At 40.0% G+C, this 16,814-nt stretch carries 15 protein-coding genes and 1 pseudogene; 13 read left to right on the top strand and 3 right to left on the bottom strand.

Translation table 11 applies throughout. The features are described 5' to 3' along the window. The first annotated feature begins 90 nt into the window (after positions 1–90). The 3 genes from JNUCC41_RS03455 to JNUCC41_RS03445 all read left to right on the top strand — a co-directional run bounded on the left by JNUCC41_RS03455 (position 91) and on the right by JNUCC41_RS03445 (position 5,212). Positions 91–3,261, top strand: coding sequence for an ATP-binding cassette domain-containing protein (locus tag JNUCC41_RS03455; protein WP_192206390.1), 3,171 nt, complete (start codon positions 91–93; stop codon positions 3,259–3,261). Positions 3,262–3,559: 298 nt separating this feature from the next. Then, positions 3,560–3,802: a hypothetical protein gene (locus tag JNUCC41_RS03450; protein ID WP_192206389.1), complete on the top strand. Its 243-nt coding sequence runs from the start codon at positions 3,560–3,562 to the stop codon at positions 3,800–3,802. Between the two features lie 1,188 nt (positions 3,803–4,990). Then, on the top strand, positions 4,991–5,212 hold the full coding sequence (locus JNUCC41_RS03445; RefSeq protein WP_192206388.1) for a hypothetical protein: 222 nt from the start codon (positions 4,991–4,993) through the stop codon (positions 5,210–5,212). 86 nt (positions 5,213–5,298) lie between these two features. On the opposite strand, the gene JNUCC41_RS03440 is transcribed toward JNUCC41_RS03445, so the two are convergent. Continuing rightward, entirely contained in the window at positions 5,299–6,558 is a 1,260-nt protein-coding gene (locus JNUCC41_RS03440; protein WP_192206387.1) for an ATP-binding protein, read from the bottom strand. Positions 6,559–6,777: 219 nt separating this feature from the next. Between JNUCC41_RS03440 and JNUCC41_RS03435 the strand changes: the two genes are divergently transcribed. Together JNUCC41_RS03435 and JNUCC41_RS26615 are read left to right on the top strand one after the other, a co-directional pair. Next, positions 6,778–7,236 carry an SRPBCC family protein gene (locus tag JNUCC41_RS03435; RefSeq protein WP_192206386.1) on the top strand — a complete coding sequence of 153 codons (459 nt, stop codon included), beginning with the start codon at positions 6,778–6,780 and terminating at the stop codon, positions 7,234–7,236. Between the two features lie 240 nt (positions 7,237–7,476). After that, positions 7,477–7,542, top strand: a pseudogene (locus JNUCC41_RS26615) (excalibur calcium-binding domain-containing protein); the annotation flags it as partial. 104 nt (positions 7,543–7,646) lie between these two features. Here JNUCC41_RS26615 and JNUCC41_RS03430 read toward each other — a convergent pair. Both JNUCC41_RS03430 and JNUCC41_RS03425 read right to left on the bottom strand, forming a co-directional pair. Further along, positions 7,647–8,630 (bottom strand): ornithine cyclodeaminase family protein, encoded by a 984-nt coding sequence (locus JNUCC41_RS03430; RefSeq protein ID WP_192206385.1) that lies wholly within the window; start codon positions 8,628–8,630, stop codon positions 7,647–7,649. A 34-nt stretch (positions 8,631–8,664) separates the two neighbouring features. Then, positions 8,665–9,963, bottom strand: coding sequence for an MFS transporter (locus JNUCC41_RS03425; RefSeq protein ID WP_192206384.1), 1,299 nt, complete (start codon positions 9,961–9,963; stop codon positions 8,665–8,667). A 173-nt stretch (positions 9,964–10,136) separates the two neighbouring features. Between JNUCC41_RS03425 and JNUCC41_RS03420 the strand changes: the two genes are divergently transcribed. The 8 genes from JNUCC41_RS03420 to JNUCC41_RS03385 all read left to right on the top strand — a co-directional run bounded on the left by JNUCC41_RS03420 (position 10,137) and on the right by JNUCC41_RS03385 (position 16,631). After that, positions 10,137–10,649: a helix-turn-helix domain-containing protein gene (locus JNUCC41_RS03420; RefSeq protein ID WP_192206383.1), complete on the top strand. Its 513-nt coding sequence runs from the start codon at positions 10,137–10,139 to the stop codon at positions 10,647–10,649. Between the two features lie 217 nt (positions 10,650–10,866). After that, on the top strand, positions 10,867–11,616 hold the full coding sequence (locus JNUCC41_RS03415) for a methionine ABC transporter ATP-binding protein (protein ID WP_192206382.1): 750 nt from the start codon (positions 10,867–10,869) through the stop codon (positions 11,614–11,616). Next, the gene (locus tag JNUCC41_RS03410; protein ID WP_192206381.1) at positions 11,609–12,271 is read left to right on the top strand and encodes a methionine ABC transporter permease; all 663 of its coding nucleotides are present in this window, start codon (positions 11,609–11,611) and stop codon (positions 12,269–12,271) included. Before JNUCC41_RS03415 ends, JNUCC41_RS03410 begins: the two co-directional genes overlap by 8 nt. 18 nt (positions 12,272–12,289) lie before the next feature. Then, positions 12,290–13,117, top strand: coding sequence for a MetQ/NlpA family ABC transporter substrate-binding protein (locus tag JNUCC41_RS03405; RefSeq protein ID WP_192206380.1), 828 nt, complete (start codon positions 12,290–12,292; stop codon positions 13,115–13,117). A gap of 240 nt (positions 13,118–13,357) precedes the next feature. After that, positions 13,358–15,085, top strand: coding sequence for a T7SS effector LXG polymorphic toxin (locus tag JNUCC41_RS03400; RefSeq protein ID WP_192206379.1), 1,728 nt, complete (start codon positions 13,358–13,360; stop codon positions 15,083–15,085). Between the two features lie 21 nt (positions 15,086–15,106). Next, the gene (locus tag JNUCC41_RS03395; RefSeq protein ID WP_192206378.1) at positions 15,107–15,451 is read left to right on the top strand and encodes a tRNA-Val4; all 345 of its coding nucleotides are present in this window, start codon (positions 15,107–15,109) and stop codon (positions 15,449–15,451) included. Positions 15,452–15,773: 322 nt separating this feature from the next. Next, positions 15,774–15,986, top strand: a complete 213-nt coding sequence (locus JNUCC41_RS03390) for a bacteriocin immunity protein (RefSeq protein WP_192206377.1) — start codon at positions 15,774–15,776, stop codon at positions 15,984–15,986. A gap of 135 nt (positions 15,987–16,121) precedes the next feature. Next, positions 16,122–16,631, top strand: a complete 510-nt coding sequence (locus JNUCC41_RS03385; protein WP_192206376.1) for an ankyrin repeat domain-containing protein — start codon at positions 16,122–16,124, stop codon at positions 16,629–16,631. Positions 16,632–16,814 lie beyond the last annotated feature (183 nt).

The following is a 16,814-nucleotide window of genomic DNA, read 5'->3' as shown; positions in this document are numbered from 1 at the left end:
CAGGAGGCTGCCTTTTAAAAAAACACCAAATACATTTGTCGCTGTGCTAATATGAAAGACTGAGCTTAATAAAATGGAGGGGAGTTACAAATGAAAATAAATCGGTTAATAGCGAATAATATAAACCATTTGGATGCAGCGCTACCAGACGATCAATCATTAGGAATTGCTGGGTTATCCGGTTCCGGGAAAACGACTTTTTGTCAAACCATTGGGGAAGAATCCAAGAAGCGTCTCGTTTCCTTATTGCCGAAGTCTGAATATCAATATTTATTTCCTAATATTATGGAAACCAACTTCAGCGCAATCAAGATGGAAGAAATGCCGCTGGTCCTTTTTCTCGGCAAATCATCCATTTCAGCCAATCCCCGTTCAACCATTGGCACACATACTGGTGTGTTTAAAGAGATTCGTGTTTGTCTTGCTGAAAAATTCAATCTTTCTCCGGAAGTTTTTTCCTTTAATAATGCCTTAGGCTGGTGTCCCAGCTGTAAAGGACGCGGTACGACGAAAAATGTCGAGTGTCCTAAGTGTGAGGGGAAACGCTACAATCAAGACGTCGAGCAATATACCATTGAATTATTAGATCGCCCGCATACTATTTCCGATATCAACAACTTAAGCATTGAAACCATCCTTTCACTTGCAGAGACATTACATATTAGTGAAGCTAAACAACATATTCTCCAAAATATAATCAATATGAATATTGGCTATTTAGGCTTGAACCGTATTATGGGGACAGTGTCAGGGGGAGAATTGACCCGGATGTATTTGGCCGAATTCATGGCAACAAGTGAAAATTCCGTAATCATCATTGATGAAATCTCCGTCGGTCTTGATCATCAAACACTATTGAAAATTTTGGAACAGATTGAGCAATTAGGTTTTAAAAATCAAATTTGGCTCATCGACCATTCAGACACGGTGTTAGATAGCACGGATGAACAATTGTTCTTTGGACCTGGCAGCGGGAAATATGGCGGGAAAATCGTTGAGGAATCACCGCGTCCCAAACCAATCAGCTGGGAACGAAATGAAGCGGCACCAACGGAATACTATCAATTTGAGGATCTTTACTGCCGTAATATTCAAATGGAAGAAATCCGGATTCCCAAGAATAGGCTCGTTACCTTTACGGGTGAGTCGGGATGCGGTAAATCTACACTTGTCAATGAATGTATCTCCAAGGATTTTCAGAAGCGGTATCCAAAGGATAAGCTGGTCATGGTCGGGCAGGACCGAAACAAATCTATTACAAGTCGATCAACCGTTGCGACGTTTCTTGATATTAAAAAGAAACTCACGAAATACAGTGATGAAATTGATGATGTTTTTCTGCGTTCGATCGAAGATATCATCGAAGAATTGCCAAAGGAAGACATCGCCCATAAACGCTTGAGCTTATTGATCAAACTTGGGCTTGGTTATTTAACGTTAGAAAGAAAAACACAAACACTATCGACAGGTGAATTTCAATGTGTCCACTTAGTTTCCGAGCTGTTCGCAAAGACAAGAAACCCACACACGCTGTTCATTTTTGACGAGCCTTCAAAAGGGCTATCGCAAAACATTTTAAACCAATTCATCGATAGTGTCAGGGTCATCCTCGAGGATGAATCGGTCTCCATCATCATGATTGAACATAATGGTTATATGCTGGAAAGTTCGGATTATATCGTTGATTTTGGTAAAAGACAGCTTGCACCTGTCCAACATCTTGACGTTGTCAGTCATGATGAGCATTATCGTCACAAAGACAGTGGAGATCGAGCGGAACCATTGCATATCTCTTCCACACTTCGGTCAAAAAATGGCATCAATTATTTACAGGAAAATCATCTGGACTATTTCAAAAAGGCAGAGAACGTCTATAAGGGCGGCATATTAAAAAGCTTATCACCAATCGCTCGTGTGATTTATGGTGAATACGAGTCCGACACGATCGCACCTGTGATCGCCATCGATCTTGAACGGCATTTGTACAGTCAATATACGTTTCTTTATGAAGTGGGCGGAATGATCAACCATCTAGTCGCTGCACATCCGACCAATAAAGATACAAGAAGCTTTGATTTCTATTCTGCAGAAAACCATTGTCCAAGCTGTTCGGGCCGCCGGGTCATTGAAAAATTTGACTTTGATGTCGTCATTCAAGACAAAAACGTGCCATTCTGGGATGGCTTATTACATCCGGACGTGATGGAAGTATTAAAATACTATCAACATTCAAAACTGCAATTCCTGTTTGATGAAATCAAGAATGAACTCGGTCACGACATCAGTAAAAGCTATAATGAGATGACAGATGCAGAAAAGCAAACCTTCTTATATGGATATTGGGAAAAGTCCTTCTATGATAAAGCGGGCAAGGCATCAAGAATTTGGGAAGGCTTCAATTTCATCATTGGACGTTATATATTCATATCGAAATCGATCATTAAAGAGCAGATGAAAGCATCAAAAGAGATGATCGCCTGCCCAGTCTGTCAAGGAACGATCCTGAACCATCATAAAGAACTGACATTTGGTGATACAGACATTCGCGAGATCATCCAAAAACCAATTGATGAAGTCATCAAAATTGTCGGGAAGCTGCCAGAACTGGAAAAACTAAAAGCAATTGTAGGCGGCGATATCGCACTTACGGATGATGTCTCATTCCTTCCTCGGGAAATAAAAGCAGCGTTGAAAATGCTCGAACTGGAACTGGCAAGCCTCAAAGGCTATGAAGTGGTCTTGCAAAATACCCTGCCATTCTGGGGCAGCATCAAAGGCAATCTCGAAGCAATCAGCAACAAAAACCAGATCACCATCTGTGACTTTGCCGATATTAACGAAACAAGAGAAACCATTATTGATAAATACTTCACCAATGGCAAATACAAAAAACTAACCTATGTCTATGAAACATTTGGCTACAAAAAAATCGTGACCCAAATCAATAAAATCAAAGCAAGTCATAAATGCCCATTCTGTAATGGAAAGAAAGTCATTTCAGAAGATAATCTCCATGACGGTGTATATAAATTAACGATACCGTGTGTGAGTTGTCATGCCAGTGGCATCAATGATGAAGGGCGTAAAGCAATCGTCGAAGACATCGACGTCCAGACCTGGCTGACAGGGAAAGTAGGCGATGTTGTGGCTGAAAGTGAACGTACCGAGGTTGTTGCCAATATCCCCATCTTCGCCCGGATTCGTGAGCTGAACAAACGAGATATGATGGCGGTTTATCAATGCCTTGAACAGAAAAAGTAAATAATGACAGCATTCTACAATTTTTTAGTTTTTTAAACTTTGCCCGTTGATTTCCACTCCAGGCACTCGCTTTCCGCGGGCGGTCCGGGAGCCTCCTCGTCGCTTTTGCGCCTGTGGGGTCTCCCTTGGACTCGCTTTTCCCGCAGGAGTCTCGTACCTTCCGTTCTAATCAACTTTGTTTTTTAAATTTAGATAGAACCCCTTTTGTCTACAAACTAAAAGTCCGCCGATAATGGCGGACTTCTGTTTGAATATAAAAGAGGTTCAGAGTCCGAATAGTGAGTGAAGGTCGAATACTATGGGTGAACGGCCGAATACTATGTGGTTTAGATCGATAAACTGCGTCAATGGACCAAGACAGTGCAGCTGGGCGAATAAAGTTCTCCGGTTTTTATCGTTTTTTACTGTAATCCTAATTGGATTGAAGAAATTTGCGACACTCCTGCCGAATAACTGGCTAGCCAAGACCCCACAGCCGCTTGCGGTTAGGAGGCTTGGCAGACAGTCAGCGGAAAGGGAGCGGATTTCTGAAATCGACTGAACTTATTAAATAAAAAACTGCAAGGCAAACTGAATATTCATCGAGTTTGTCTACAGCTTTATAAGGGTTTGTACAATTTAAACGTTGATTTCCACTCCAGGCACTCGCTTTCCGCGGGCGGTCCGGGAGCCTCCTCGTCGCTTTTGCGCCTGTGGGGTCTCCCTTGGACTCGCTTTTCCCGCAGGAGTCTCGTACCTTCCGTTCCAATCAACTTTGTTTTTAAAATTTAGATAGAACCCCTTTTGTCACAAACTAAAAGTCCGCTGTAAATGGCGGACTTCTGTTTGAATATAAAAGAGGTTCAGAGTCCGAATAGAGTGAAGGTTGAATACTATGGGTGAACGGCAATGGCCCATGACAGTGCAGTTGGTCGAATAAAGTGCTCCGGTTTTTATCGTTTTTACTGTAATCCTAATTGGATTTCTGAAATCAACTGAACTTATTAAATAGGCAAACTGAGTTTTCATCGAGTTTGTCTACAGCTTTATAAGGGTTTGTACAATTTAAACGTTGATTTCCACTCCAGGCACTCGCTTTCCGCGGGCGGTCCGGGAGCCTCCTCGTCGCTTTTGCGCCTGTGGGGTCTCCCTTGGACTCGCTTTTCCCGCAGGAGTCTCGTACCTTCCGTTCCAATCAACTTTGTTTTTAAAATTTAGATAGAACCCCTTTTGTCACAAACTAAAAGTCCGCTGTAAATGGCGGACTTCTGTTTGAATATAAAAGAGGTTCAGAGTCCGAATAGAGTGAAGGTTGAATACTATGGGTGAACGGCAATGGCCCATGACAGTGCAGTTGGTCGAATAAAGTGCTCCGGTTTTTATCGTTTTTACTGTAATCCTAATTGGATTTCTGAAATCAACTGAACTTATTAAATAGGCAAACTGAGTTTTCATCGAGTTTGTCTACAGCTTTATAAGGGTTTGTACAATTTAAACGTTGATTTCCACTCCAGGCACTCGCTTTCCGCGGGCGGTCCGGGAGCCTCCTCGTCGCTTTTGCGCCTGTGGGGTCTCCCTTGGACTAGCTTTTCCCGCAGGAGTCTCGCACCCTCCGTTCCAATCAACTTTGTTTTTAAAATTTAGATAGAACCCCTTTTGTCTACAAACTAAAAGTCCGCTGTAAATGGCGGACTTCTGTTTGAATATAAAAGAGGTTCAGAGTCCGAATAGTGAGTGAAGGCCGAATACTATGTGGTTTAGATCGATAAACTGCGTCAATGGCCCAAGACAGTGCAGCTGGGCAAATAAAGTTCTCCGGTTTTTATCGTTTTTTACTGTAATCCTAATTGGATTGAAGAAATTTGCGACACTCCTGCCGAATAACTGGCTAGCCAAGACCCCACAGCCGCTTGCGGTGAGGAGGCTTGGCAGACAGTCGGCGGAAAGGGAGCGGATTTCTGAAATCGACTGAACTTATTAAATAAAAAACTGCAGGCAAACTGAATTTTCATCGAGTTTGTCTACAGTTTGAAAGTCGGCCGATAATGGCGGGCTTTTTTAATAACCTTCTTGATAAACGGGAAGTGTTACTGAAATCGTTGTTCCCTTATTCAAAAGGCTTGTTATATGAAGTGTGCCATTCATCGTTTGGATGGTCTTGACAGCTACCATTGATCCCAACCCTGTCCCTTTTTCCTTGGAACTGTAATAAGGTTCACCAAAACGATTTATTTGTTCCTTGCTCATGCCTATTCCATTGTCACTTATTTCGATAATGATATCGAAATTATTTATATAGGAAACAATACTAAGTTCCCCGCCGTCCGGCATTGCCTCTATACCATTTTTAATCAGGTTCATGAAGCATTGCTTGAAATGTTGAACATTCCCCCTGGTAATGCCTGGAGTCAACTTTTCAGAAATGGTAACTAAATTCATGCTGGCCAATGGTTTTATCATTTCAAGTACATAACCTATTTCACGGTTAATTGAAATAGTATCCACTTTTTCAATTGCAGGTTTTGCAAACGCTAAATATTCACTAATAATGGATTCTGCACTATCAAGTTCTCTAACGACGTGCTGTATATATTGTTCTTTCACTTCTTGTGTTAAATCAGGAGCCTTTAGCAGTTGAACAAATCCTTTCACAACTGTTAATGGATTTCTAACTTCATGTGAAATACTGGCTGCAAGCTGACTGACTACCTCCATTTTTTCAAGCCTTATCATTTGTGTTCGGATTAAAATGGCATCTTTTAAAATTTCCATTATATATACAGCTATAGCGATAATGAAAGGAGGGAGGATGATAAAGTAAAATAGATACGCCTCCGTTATTCGAAAATAATCAGACATACCGAGTGAAATAAAGCTGGTCAGTATTCCGAGAAACAAAATTAATAGTATGGAGCCATTTAGCTTATTTTTTCGATTGAAATTTTTAAATTTGGAAGAAAATAGTGCCGTTATAATAAAAATAACGATATAAACAATCAATGTAAGGAAATTGAAACCATAAAAAGCAAACCTAAAAGTTAATATGATGACAAACAGAGCAGCCCCTACAGGCCAACCACCATAAAGTGTCCCTATTATAAAAGGAATTTGCCTGAGATCGTGGACACAATATTCATCTATATAAATAGGAAACTTCATACACAATATGATAGGAATGCTCATGCATGCAGTAATAAGGGTCTTGCCATACTGACTTAACCTTTTGCCATGATCTAATAAAATGAAATAAATTAAAATACTTAGCAAGATATAAAAGAGGTTATCTAATATGTTTTGATTAATATAAGTAAAATTCATAGGATTCTCCTGAAAAAGTAACCGTTTCGTTTATTATACAAGAATAACACTAAAAAAGAGAATCATAATAAAGTAATTTTTTTACAGAAAGACATGTAGATTCAAAAAAAGAGTTATTTATTGTATCAAGGTGAGAAGTGAAACTTATTTAACGAATTATCAGCTGTAAATTTGGTTTTACAAAATAAAGGAAATATAATGAAGGTAGAGGTGAATACATTGAAAAAATGGACAAGAGACATAGAAATTAACGCTCCGATTGAACAAGTCTGGAAGTTTTTTGATGGTTCTGTAGAAAATATGCAAAAAATCATGCCTCAAGTAGTTGAACACAAGCCCGTTAAAATAACCGAAGAAAAGGTTGGAAGTGTATATCGCCAAAAGTATCGAGAAGGAAAACGAACCGAAGAGTATGATATAGAAACATTGGAATATTTGAATGAAACGAATGAGAAAAAGCTAAAAGTGGGCTTTATACTTGCTAAAATGTTTGAAATTACAGCTTTCTATGAACTAAATAAAATCAATGACAATAGAACTTCCTTTACATATACAGTCACCAGTCGCCCGTTAAAGTGGTTTTTGAAATTACTTTTATTATTTGCCACCGAAAAAGTGGTCGTTGAATTTATAGAACGTGTCAAAAAGGTAGCTGAAGCAGAAACAAGTGGATCATGAATGAATTAAGTCAATCTTCCGCATTATAGGGGGCGTACTTTGATCGTTTCATTCCACTGCAGGCGCGAGCGGTCCGGGAGCCTCCTCGGCGCTCTTGGCGCCTGTGGGGTCTCCCTTGGACGCGCTTTTCCCGCAGGAGTCTCGCACACCCGCTCCAATCAACTCTGCATGAAAACTAAATCGACACAGCAACACAGATAGAAAATGATCCGTTTTTTTCAAGATGGATACTGAATGATATACAAGACCCATGTTTCAAAGGCACTATATGATGCCAATAAAAATAGCGATCGTGATATAGACTGAATCGCTTGTGAAAGATAAGGATTATTCAAAAGACCCTTCCGAAAGAAGGGTCTCTTTTTTTAATTGCTATTACATTCAGGTATAACAACATGCATGGGCTTCTGTTATACCTCAATCTCCATCCCGATGTTCCGTTCTTTCGATTGGCGGTAAACGCCTTTTGCGACAGCGAGGTCAAAGTATGCAGCACCGACCGATTTAAAGAAGGTAATTTCCTCTTCATTTTCCCTGCCTGTTTTGGTCAGCATTACAAGCTCATAAAGCTCCCCGTGAATATCATTAAACGACCAATTTCCTTGATTGGCTGCATGCATGAGTTCTCCTGCTTCATCCTTCACGCCCGCCAAATCGTCGACGATAATTTTAGCGGCGCGTGAAATCGTGGTATGATCTACTTCTTTCATATCCGGCAAATAAGACCCGACTCCGTTAATGTGCGTGCCCGGCTTTACATCCTGCCCATTAAATACAGGCTCGTTCGAGCGGGTTGCACAGCAAATAATATCTGCTTGACGAACAGCTGCTGAAACATCTTCGTAAACCTCAAAAGGAACGGTCACTCCGAATGCGCGTAGCCTTTCACCGAATTTCTCCGCTTTCTCTCGTGTGCGATTCACTAATAAAATACGTTCAATGTCCCTTACGGCCAACACACCAAGTGCTTGTTCAAATCCCATAGCTCCCGTTCCGATGATCGTAAGAACCCGGGCGTCTTTACGAGCAAGAAAGTCTGTGGCAATGCCGCTCAGTGCCCCCGTTCTGAGACGTGTTAAATAGGAGGCATTCAACAATGCTAAATGTTCGCCATTTTCTGCATCTGACAGCAAGATGACTCCTTGTGTTGTTGCCATCCCCCTTGAAGGATTCTTCGGGAAAATGGTAACGACTTTGACTGCAGAAACTTCTTCAGATAGATCAGCACTTGGCATGTAAAGTGCTGATGCCTCGTGTTGAGGGAAAGCAAGTACTGTGCGATGAGGGTTGTCTATTTTTCTAGCACCATGTGCATGCAATACCGCCTTTACATCCGCTATTGCGTCTTTCATTCCATATGATTGTTGAATTTCCTTCTCATTTATAACTAACATTCAATTGTCCTCCTTGAAGTAAAGGAACCATGGATTACATGGCTCTATTATTATGCGTTTCGTCTAATTTCTGATTGCTGCGATCCTTGACTGCCCAAATCGCTGCTAGTGACAGGACAGATGCAAAAATAATATAAATGGCGACTGGAACATAGGAGTTATCAAATCTATTAAGTAAAGCCGTTGCAACTAGCGGCGCTGTTCCTCCTGCCAGAGCTGCCCCGATTTGATATCCAAGCGTGATGCCGGTATAACGGATCTTTGCATCGAAAATTTCCGAGAACATCGTTCCAAGAACAGCTGTGATGGGAGCCCAAATAACCCCTAAACCTATCACTGTCGCAACGATTAATAGCAGGACCGATTTTTGCTCCAGCAACCAGAAGTATGGGAATGCAAACAGTGCCATCCCAATCGTACCGCCAATGAACAGCTTTTTACGGCCAATAGTATCAGATAAATTCCCCATGATTGGTATTAAGATCGTCGTTATTATTGTTGCAATCATGACTGCAGTTAATGTAGCAGTCCGAGAGAAACCGAGATTTGCAGTAGCATATGATACGACAAATGTGCTGAAAATATAAAATGGCGCCGTTTCTACCACTTTGGCTCCCACGGCGATAAGCACTTCACGCCAATAATTCTTAAGAGTTTCAACAATCGGCAGCTTTGGAACTTCTCCGGATTCCTTTACTTTTTTGAAAGACGGAGTTTCATCAATTCCTTTACGAATCCATAGGCCAAAAAATACAAGCAAAGCGCTAAAAATGAATGGTATACGCCATCCCCAAGTCATGAATGCGTTTTCAGGAAGCATTGTCATAATAGATAAGGCAACGGTTCCAAGCAGCATTCCTATAGTGACACCCATCTGAGGAATCGCTCCGAACAGTCCCCGTTTCTCAGCGGGAGCATATTCAACGGCCAATAAAAGCGCGCCACCCCATTCACCGCCAATTCCCAGACCTTGAACTAAGCGCAACGTGATTAATAAAATCGGCGCCCAAATGCCAACGGCTTGATACGTAGGGAGAAGCCCCATCCCAAATGTTGCGACCCCCATTAAACTAAGTGTTAAAACAAGTGTTTTCTTTCTCCCGATACGATCGCCAATATGGCTAAAGATCACACCTCCAAAAGGGCGGATGAAGAATGCTAACGCAAAGGATGCATAGGCAAGCAACAGCCCGATTGTCGGGTCCTCATTCACGAAGAATATCTGGTTAAACACGAGAGCTGAAACGGTCCCATATAAAAAATAGTCAAACCACTCAATCGAACTTCCGACTAAACTCGCGATTAAAATTCGCCGCATTTGTTTCTTCTCCATCTTGAGTCACCCCTTCAAAATTGAAGTATCACTTCAATTTACGTTTTCTTTCATTTTAAATAATTACAAATTTTCTGTCAATATTTTTCGGTAAGCTATTAATGACGAAACATTCTTCAAAACTTGTCATGTATAATGTAGCTAGATACTATGTAAAAAAAGGGGGCATCTGTATGCCTTTTGATTCAATCGGGAAAAAAATGAAATTATTGAGGAAAGAGCGGAAACTAACATTAAAGAGTCTGGCTGAACAAACAGGCGTTTCGATCAGTTTTTTATCACAAGTAGAACGGGGAAAATCAAGCGTCACTCTAGAGTCATTAAAAAAAATCGCTGATACATTGGATGTCAACCCAAGTTTCTTCTTTTCTGAGGACCGCTCCCAAGAAAATTCAGATTATAATCATGAACAATTTCATTATCAGAATTTATCCAGCGGCATTCGTGATGCTGTTTTTTCGCCCATTCTTGTCACCTTAAAGCCAGGGGAAAATAAAGGAAGCGCCTTTTCCCATAGCGGACATGAGTTCTTATTCATTATCGAAGGGAAGTTAACCGTGGAAATAGAAGGAGAGAGAACAGAACTCCATGAACAGCAGTCATTCATGTTCGATGCTAGAAAAGCCCATTACTGGTTTAACTTCTCGGATCAAATTGTCCGGTTTCTGGTGGTATCGTCGAAATAATGGAAGTAAATGATCAATGGATTTTCAAGTGTACCAGTTAACGAAAAATGTCATACAAAAGGATAGATGTAAACAGGGATTCCTCACTGTTCATCTATCCTTTCTAACTGTTAATTTGTGTCTTTGCATTAGGTCCTCATTAGTTGATAGAATGAGTTGTGTTTCTATTAATGAGGAGCGCTATGCTTATCTTTCAACAAATGGAAAGTGGGATTTTATGATTAACCTGCATCAAGTGAGTAAAAAATTTTCACAGTTTCAGGCAATTAAGTCCGTTACGTTAACAATACCTAAAGGTGAAATTCATGGAATAATCGGAGCAAGCGGAGCAGGGAAATCAACGTTGCTGCGGCTAATGAATTTGTTGGAGACCCCAGATGAGGGCGAAGTGGAGGTAAACGGCCAAAGGTTGACCACATTGAACAATAAAGCACTCCGAGGGGCACGGAAGTCGATTGGCATGATCTTTCAGCATTTTAATCTTGTGGCAAATAAAACGGTTCATGAGAATGTGGCAGCCTCTTTAGAACTGGCAAATTATCCAAGGAAAGAACGTCGGAGCCGTGTTGTAGAGTGTCTTCAATTTGTCGGATTGGAGGGTGAGATGGATAGATATCCTGCACAATTAAGCGGGGGACAAAAGCAGCGTGTTGCCATTGCAAGGGCATTGGCAAATAACCCGCAAGTGTTATTATGTGATGAACCGACCTCTTCCCTTGACCCAAATACAACGTCTGAAATATTGGAAGTGCTGGAGAGCATAAACAAACGCTTCGGTGTGACGATAGTCATTGTCAGTCATGAGCTGGATGTCATTAAAAGTATATGCAATCGTGTTACGATCATGGAAGGTGGAGAAATCTATGACACTATCATAATCGAACCAACTGGGATTGAAAAAAGGGATAATCGTCCAGAATACTTCATCGAACAATTAGCAGAGAATGGTGGGCTGGGTCATGCCTGAGATTTTAGTTCAATATGAGGCAGAAATTTGGCGGTCAATTGGAGAAACCATAACCATGGTCGGTGTGTCCATTTTAGCTGCGATTTTGATTGGATTGCCTATCGGTACCTTGCTATTTCTTTGTAGGAAGGGGCATTTGCTCGAAAATCCGTGGTCTTTCTCGATTTTGAATTTATTTGTCAATATTATTCGTTCTTTCCCATTTTTATTATTGGTTGTTTTTTTAATCCCGTTTACAAGACTCATAATCGGCACAGCCATTGGTACAGCAGCTGCTTGCGTTCCATTAGCGATCATTGCCATTGCCCATTATTCGCGATTGGTCGAGCAATCTTTATTGGACGTGCCAAAGGGTGTAATCGAGGCAGCCATTTCCATGGGTGCTTCTGTTAAGGATGTCATCTTTAAATTTCTTTACGTGGAGGCTCGTTCAGGGCTTGTCCTCGGACTGACAACATCGATTATCAGCTTTATTTCCTATTCAACGATCATGGGTGTGGTCGGGGGCGGCGGTATCGGCGATTTTGCCATCAGGTATGGCTATCAGCAGTTTAAAACAGAGTTAATGATTTATATGATTATCATTATGATCATTCTAGTACAGCTTATCCAATTCATTGGCACGGCTGTAGCCAGAATGATTGATAAAAGATAAATAATGGAGGGAAACATCATGAAAAGAATACTCTTTCTCATGGCAGCAATCATGTTGCTTTTAGTAGGATGCGGAAAGGCGAATGAAGGAAAAGAGAAAGAAAATGCGCAGAATCAGGAGAAGAAAGAGGTAACATTGAAAGTGGCCTCACTCATTCCCCCAATGACGGAAATCCTTGAGCTTGTTAAACCGAAGCTGGCAGAGGAAGGCATTAACCTGGAAATGGTTGTATTAGGTGATAATGTGCAGCCTAACACCGCACTAGCGGCAGGAGAAGTGGATGTGAACTTCTTCCAACACGTTCCATATATGGAGGAATTCAATCGAAACAAAAATGCCGAGCTAGTACCAGTGAAACCCATTTATTTTGCCAATTATGGGGTGTATTCCAAAGAATACGATTCAATGGATAAAATGCCAGAGGGTGCCGTTATTGCCATTGCAAATGATGTGTCGAATATCGATCGTTCATTGGCATTGCTGGCACAGCATAAAGTCATCACTTTAAAGGAAAAAAAGGGTCCATACTATACAATGTCTGATATCACTGAGAACCCTAAAAACTATAAGTTCAAAGAAGTGGATTTATTAATGCTGGCGAGAACGTATGATGAAGCAGATGCGATCGTGATAACACCTGCTTACGCCGCACCGCTTGGTTTGACACCAAAAAATGACGCACTTCTCACAGAAGGTGTTGAAAATGACTTTGCGATTACATTAGTGGCACGCAAGGATAACGTGGATTCCGAGCCAGTCCAAAAGTTGGCCAAGGCCATGACAAGCCCGGAGGTACGCAAATTTTTAGAAGAGAAATATAGTGAAACGGCCATACCGGCATTTTAATTTTGATACAAAGAAAGGGCTATTCCTTCAACGGGAATAGCCCTTATTTACGTATTGGTTTAACTTTGTGATCGCCCATCGTCTAGCTACTATTAAAAATACTGTCCAATTCCCCTTCAATTCTTGAATAAATATAGAAACTCTTCTAAAATATATTTAGTCCATAATTTTACAGTGAATAAAAATATTACATATAAATGAAATCTATTATAAGAAAAGAAGTTGAAAGGACTTTCCATTATGTCGATGATTTACGAATCTCAAACACTAGTTTCGGCCATGCAAACGCGTGTCGGACAATATAAGGATCTGAAAGAACAGCTCACGGAATTAAAAAAAGAATTTGAGAGTATCGTTCATTTGGATGATGAGCTGCAGGGGCAAGGCGCAGAGGCCATTAAAGGATTTTACAAAGCACAGATCGATGTCGTGGATTCTTGGCTGCGTCTGATCAATCGGCATGTTGCCTTTTTAAGTGGAATTCAAGGAGATACAATCGAGGCTAACCTGAGTGAAACCTTGGTTACGGTCCCATTTTTAGAGGAAGAGCTGGAAAGCGCCAGTCGAAATTCAAAGGAAATGGTCACAGCCCAGAAAAATGATCTAAAAAAAATATTGGCTGGAATTGATGATATCATTCAGTTAGAACCTTTTTCCGATGATGTGTTCTTTGAGAATATGGAGAAAGCTGAAAGGAAACGGACCGAAACGATAGACAAAGTAAACGAAATCGATCATAAGTGGACGGCTGAATATGCCAAATCCGAAGCGGACCAAGCGGCAGTGACGGCACTCATGGAGCAATTGAAAGTATCCAGTACAAGAGGAGGAGTAGTATCCCCTCTCTATTTTAATGCAACAGCTTATAAAAATAGTGAAGCCTATAAAAACCTGGAAGTCAGGAAAAAAGACACCGCGCAATATCTGAAGGTTAAGAAAGAGGAAGCGGAGAATCGCCGGATCAAGGATTTGAAGGCACAACTCGATCATGTAACAGATCCAGATGAGTTCCTCAAAATCGCCAAACAGATCGGCTACGAAAACTTAGCGCCCACCCAGCAGCAATATGTTATACAGCTAGAATCGGCTAAGCAAACCGCAGACATTGCAAAAGGAATCGGCGTAGGCCTTTTTGATGTAGGAAGAGACTTCGTGACAGGAGTTTGGGACTTTGTCACAGACCCTGGGGAAACGGTTGAAGGTGTAGCCAATTCCATCATGCACCCGATAAAAACCTATAAATATATATCCAAATCCATCTCGGACTCTTATGAAAGAGATATGGTAAATGGTGATGCCTATTCACGGTCCCATTGGGTAACTTATGCCCTCGGAACAGTCGTCACATCAGTAGTAGGAACAAAAGGCGCAGGAGCCATAACGAAGACTGGTGTAGCGACCACCAAAGCCGCTGCAGTTAAAGGCGTTACGAAGGCAAAAGAACTGGCCACTATCCCTAACCTATTGCCATACAACCCTAAAAATCAGCTGTCGTTGGCAGGCGGAGTACCTTATAATGTGGTTAATGGTGTTGGGTTAAAAGAACAGTTAATTACGATGGCGAAAGTGGAGTCTGAGGTTAGTGGAGATGGCGGGAAAAAGTTTACTATAGATACTATGAGGCATGTTTATCATGGAGAAATTAATCGACGTGGGAAAGCTGTTGGTTATCACCACGAGAGTATGATGGGTGGTAAGATAGTTCCAGGTACTGAAGAAACTCCAGATATCAACGGAGTATATAGAGCTAAGGTGGAAATAAATGGAGTGACAAAGATTGCAAAGTCAACTTTCTTTCCAAAAGATTGGGACAGGGTGAAGGTGAATAACGCTATTAACGAGGCTTTTGAAAACAAAATAAAAGATGGAAATAGATATGTTGGCAGAACTTCATCAGGAATTGATATTGGAATGTACTTAAACCGTGATGGGACAATAGCTACTGCATTTCCTTTATATAAAAATTAAATATCGGGAGATAATTAACTAATGAAATATTCGTATGAATTTACAAGAAACCCATTAGGATATCTAAGGATAATTTTACCACAAGAAATTAACCTTTTCTCAGACTTCATTGAAGATATTGTATTTGAAACAGAAGTGGATGAGTATATTGATATTGTTCGCAAAGTAATGGAAGGTGAATACGATGAATTTGAAATAGAAGGGAATGCTACCAGTGTCTTGATAAAAAAAGATACGACGGTTCTTCACCACTTTTATATCTTCGATAATCCAAATGAGAATGAAATGGAAACTGAACAATTTAAAGAACTTATGCTAATATGGAGAAACAAAATTCCAGAAAGATACAAAGAAACTGAGAATTAAGTTTTATAGATCTAGATAAAGCACTGGGATAACCAAAATTTAAAGAAGAGTTGATACAACCAATAAAAGTTGGTTCTATCAACTTTTATTTTGGAAGATAAATAATATATCTTTATGTAATCCCATATCTAAACGAAAAAAGCTCAAAAACATTACATAAAGCGAAGATTGCAATTGTCCAACTAGTTCAATTCTCTTCTAGCCGAATATATCACACTTGAATCCTCCATGTACCTGGTCATCTCATGAGCATGTGGTATTCTAAATACTTTAGACCCTGCTTATTTTGAAAAAAAGGCAGTAATTATTGGAGGGTGGAAAAATGAGTAAAAAGTTATCTAAAGAGGAATTAGTTGAACTAGTAAATAAAATTTGTAATCCTATGCTGCCTGATGAAGAGGTATGTGAATACATAGAAATTTTAGAAGACAATGTTCCTCATCCTGCCCCTAGTGACTTAATTTTTTGGAATGATGAGGATATATCATCAGAGGAAGTAGTAGAGATTTCCTTAGCATATAAGGAAGAAAAATAAATGTATTTAGAACACGTATTAGTGGAACCTTGAATGGCTATTTACCATTCAAGGTTTCTTTTGGTTGAAATACTTAACTTAAGTTACTAGGTGAAGAAGCAACATCAATGAATAAAGATATTTTAGGAGGATTCTATGGATAATAAGGAAAAAGCAATAAAAATCTTTGATTTAATTAAGAATGGTGATATAGAACAAGCGAAAGAGATCATTATTACTGATAAAAATTTGCTTGATTTTGTAACACCTTTTGGAACTTGGCTACATGTTGCGGCTAGAGCTGGTAAACTGGATATGATAAAATTTCTAGTTGAATCTGGTATGGATATTAACATAAATGAAGGTGTACCAAAGTCAGCGACTATTGCACATGCAGCTAGTGAAGGTGAAATAAGTATTGTAAAGTACTTATTTGATAATGGTGCATTATTAGATGTTAGTGACCCAAATAGAAATCCTCTATTCTCAGCGATTTATGGTGGGCACCTTAATATTATAAAATATCTTGTTGAGAATGGTATTGATATTACTGTTAAATATACAGGGGATACTATGAAAGATATAGGAGCTTATGAATTTGCTATTGAAAGAGGGCAAACAGAAATTGCTGAATATTTAAAGCAGAAGTTGGATGAAAAAGAATAGAAAAGAGTTAATAGTATTGCTATGGGATAGTACAATAAATGGTTACAATGACTTTATAAGTTATTCTATCAAGAACCTGATGAGAGCACTTGGTTGCCTTTAGCAACCAAGTGCTTTTTAGCATAAAATATTATAAAAACGTTTATATTTGTATTCGGTAGCGACTACAAAAGCGTCGCAGTA

This window comes from Brevibacillus sp. JNUCC-41 (assembly GCF_014844095.1).
GTDB classification, from domain to species: Bacteria; Bacillota; Bacilli; order Bacillales; family DSM-1321; genus Peribacillus; species Peribacillus aracenensis.
The sequence above is the reverse complement of the archived record's forward strand: the minus strand, read 5'-3'. Positions and strand labels throughout refer to the sequence as shown.

Coding starts and splice junctions, on each gene's coding strand:
- JNUCC41_RS03400 (WP_192206379.1), top strand. CDS start 13,358: ATGTCGATGATTTACGAATCTCAAACACTAGTTTCGGCCATGCAAACG.
- JNUCC41_RS03425 (WP_192206384.1), bottom strand. CDS start 9,963: ATGGAGAAGAAACAAATGCGGCGAATTTTAATCGCGAGTTTAGTCGGA.
- JNUCC41_RS03395 (WP_192206378.1), top strand. CDS start 15,107: ATGAAATATTCGTATGAATTTACAAGAAACCCATTAGGATATCTAAGG.
- JNUCC41_RS03390 (WP_192206377.1), top strand. CDS start 15,774: ATGAGTAAAAAGTTATCTAAAGAGGAATTAGTTGAACTAGTAAATAAA.
- JNUCC41_RS03440 (WP_192206387.1), bottom strand. CDS start 6,558: ATGAATTTTACTTATATTAATCAAAACATATTAGATAACCTCTTTTAT.
- JNUCC41_RS03455 (WP_192206390.1), top strand. CDS start 91: ATGAAAATAAATCGGTTAATAGCGAATAATATAAACCATTTGGATGCA.
- JNUCC41_RS03415 (WP_192206382.1), top strand. CDS start 10,867: ATGATTAACCTGCATCAAGTGAGTAAAAAATTTTCACAGTTTCAGGCA.
- JNUCC41_RS03405 (WP_192206380.1), top strand. CDS start 12,290: ATGAAAAGAATACTCTTTCTCATGGCAGCAATCATGTTGCTTTTAGTA.
- JNUCC41_RS03385 (WP_192206376.1), top strand. CDS start 16,122: ATGGATAATAAGGAAAAAGCAATAAAAATCTTTGATTTAATTAAGAAT.
- JNUCC41_RS03410 (WP_192206381.1), top strand. CDS start 11,609: ATGCCTGAGATTTTAGTTCAATATGAGGCAGAAATTTGGCGGTCAATT.
- JNUCC41_RS03420 (WP_192206383.1), top strand. CDS start 10,137: ATGCCTTTTGATTCAATCGGGAAAAAAATGAAATTATTGAGGAAAGAG.
- JNUCC41_RS03450 (WP_192206389.1), top strand. CDS start 3,560: ATGGGTGAACGGCCGAATACTATGTGGTTTAGATCGATAAACTGCGTC.
- JNUCC41_RS03445 (WP_192206388.1), top strand. CDS start 4,991: ATGTGGTTTAGATCGATAAACTGCGTCAATGGCCCAAGACAGTGCAGC.
- JNUCC41_RS03430 (WP_192206385.1), bottom strand. CDS start 8,630: ATGTTAGTTATAAATGAGAAGGAAATTCAACAATCATATGGAATGAAA.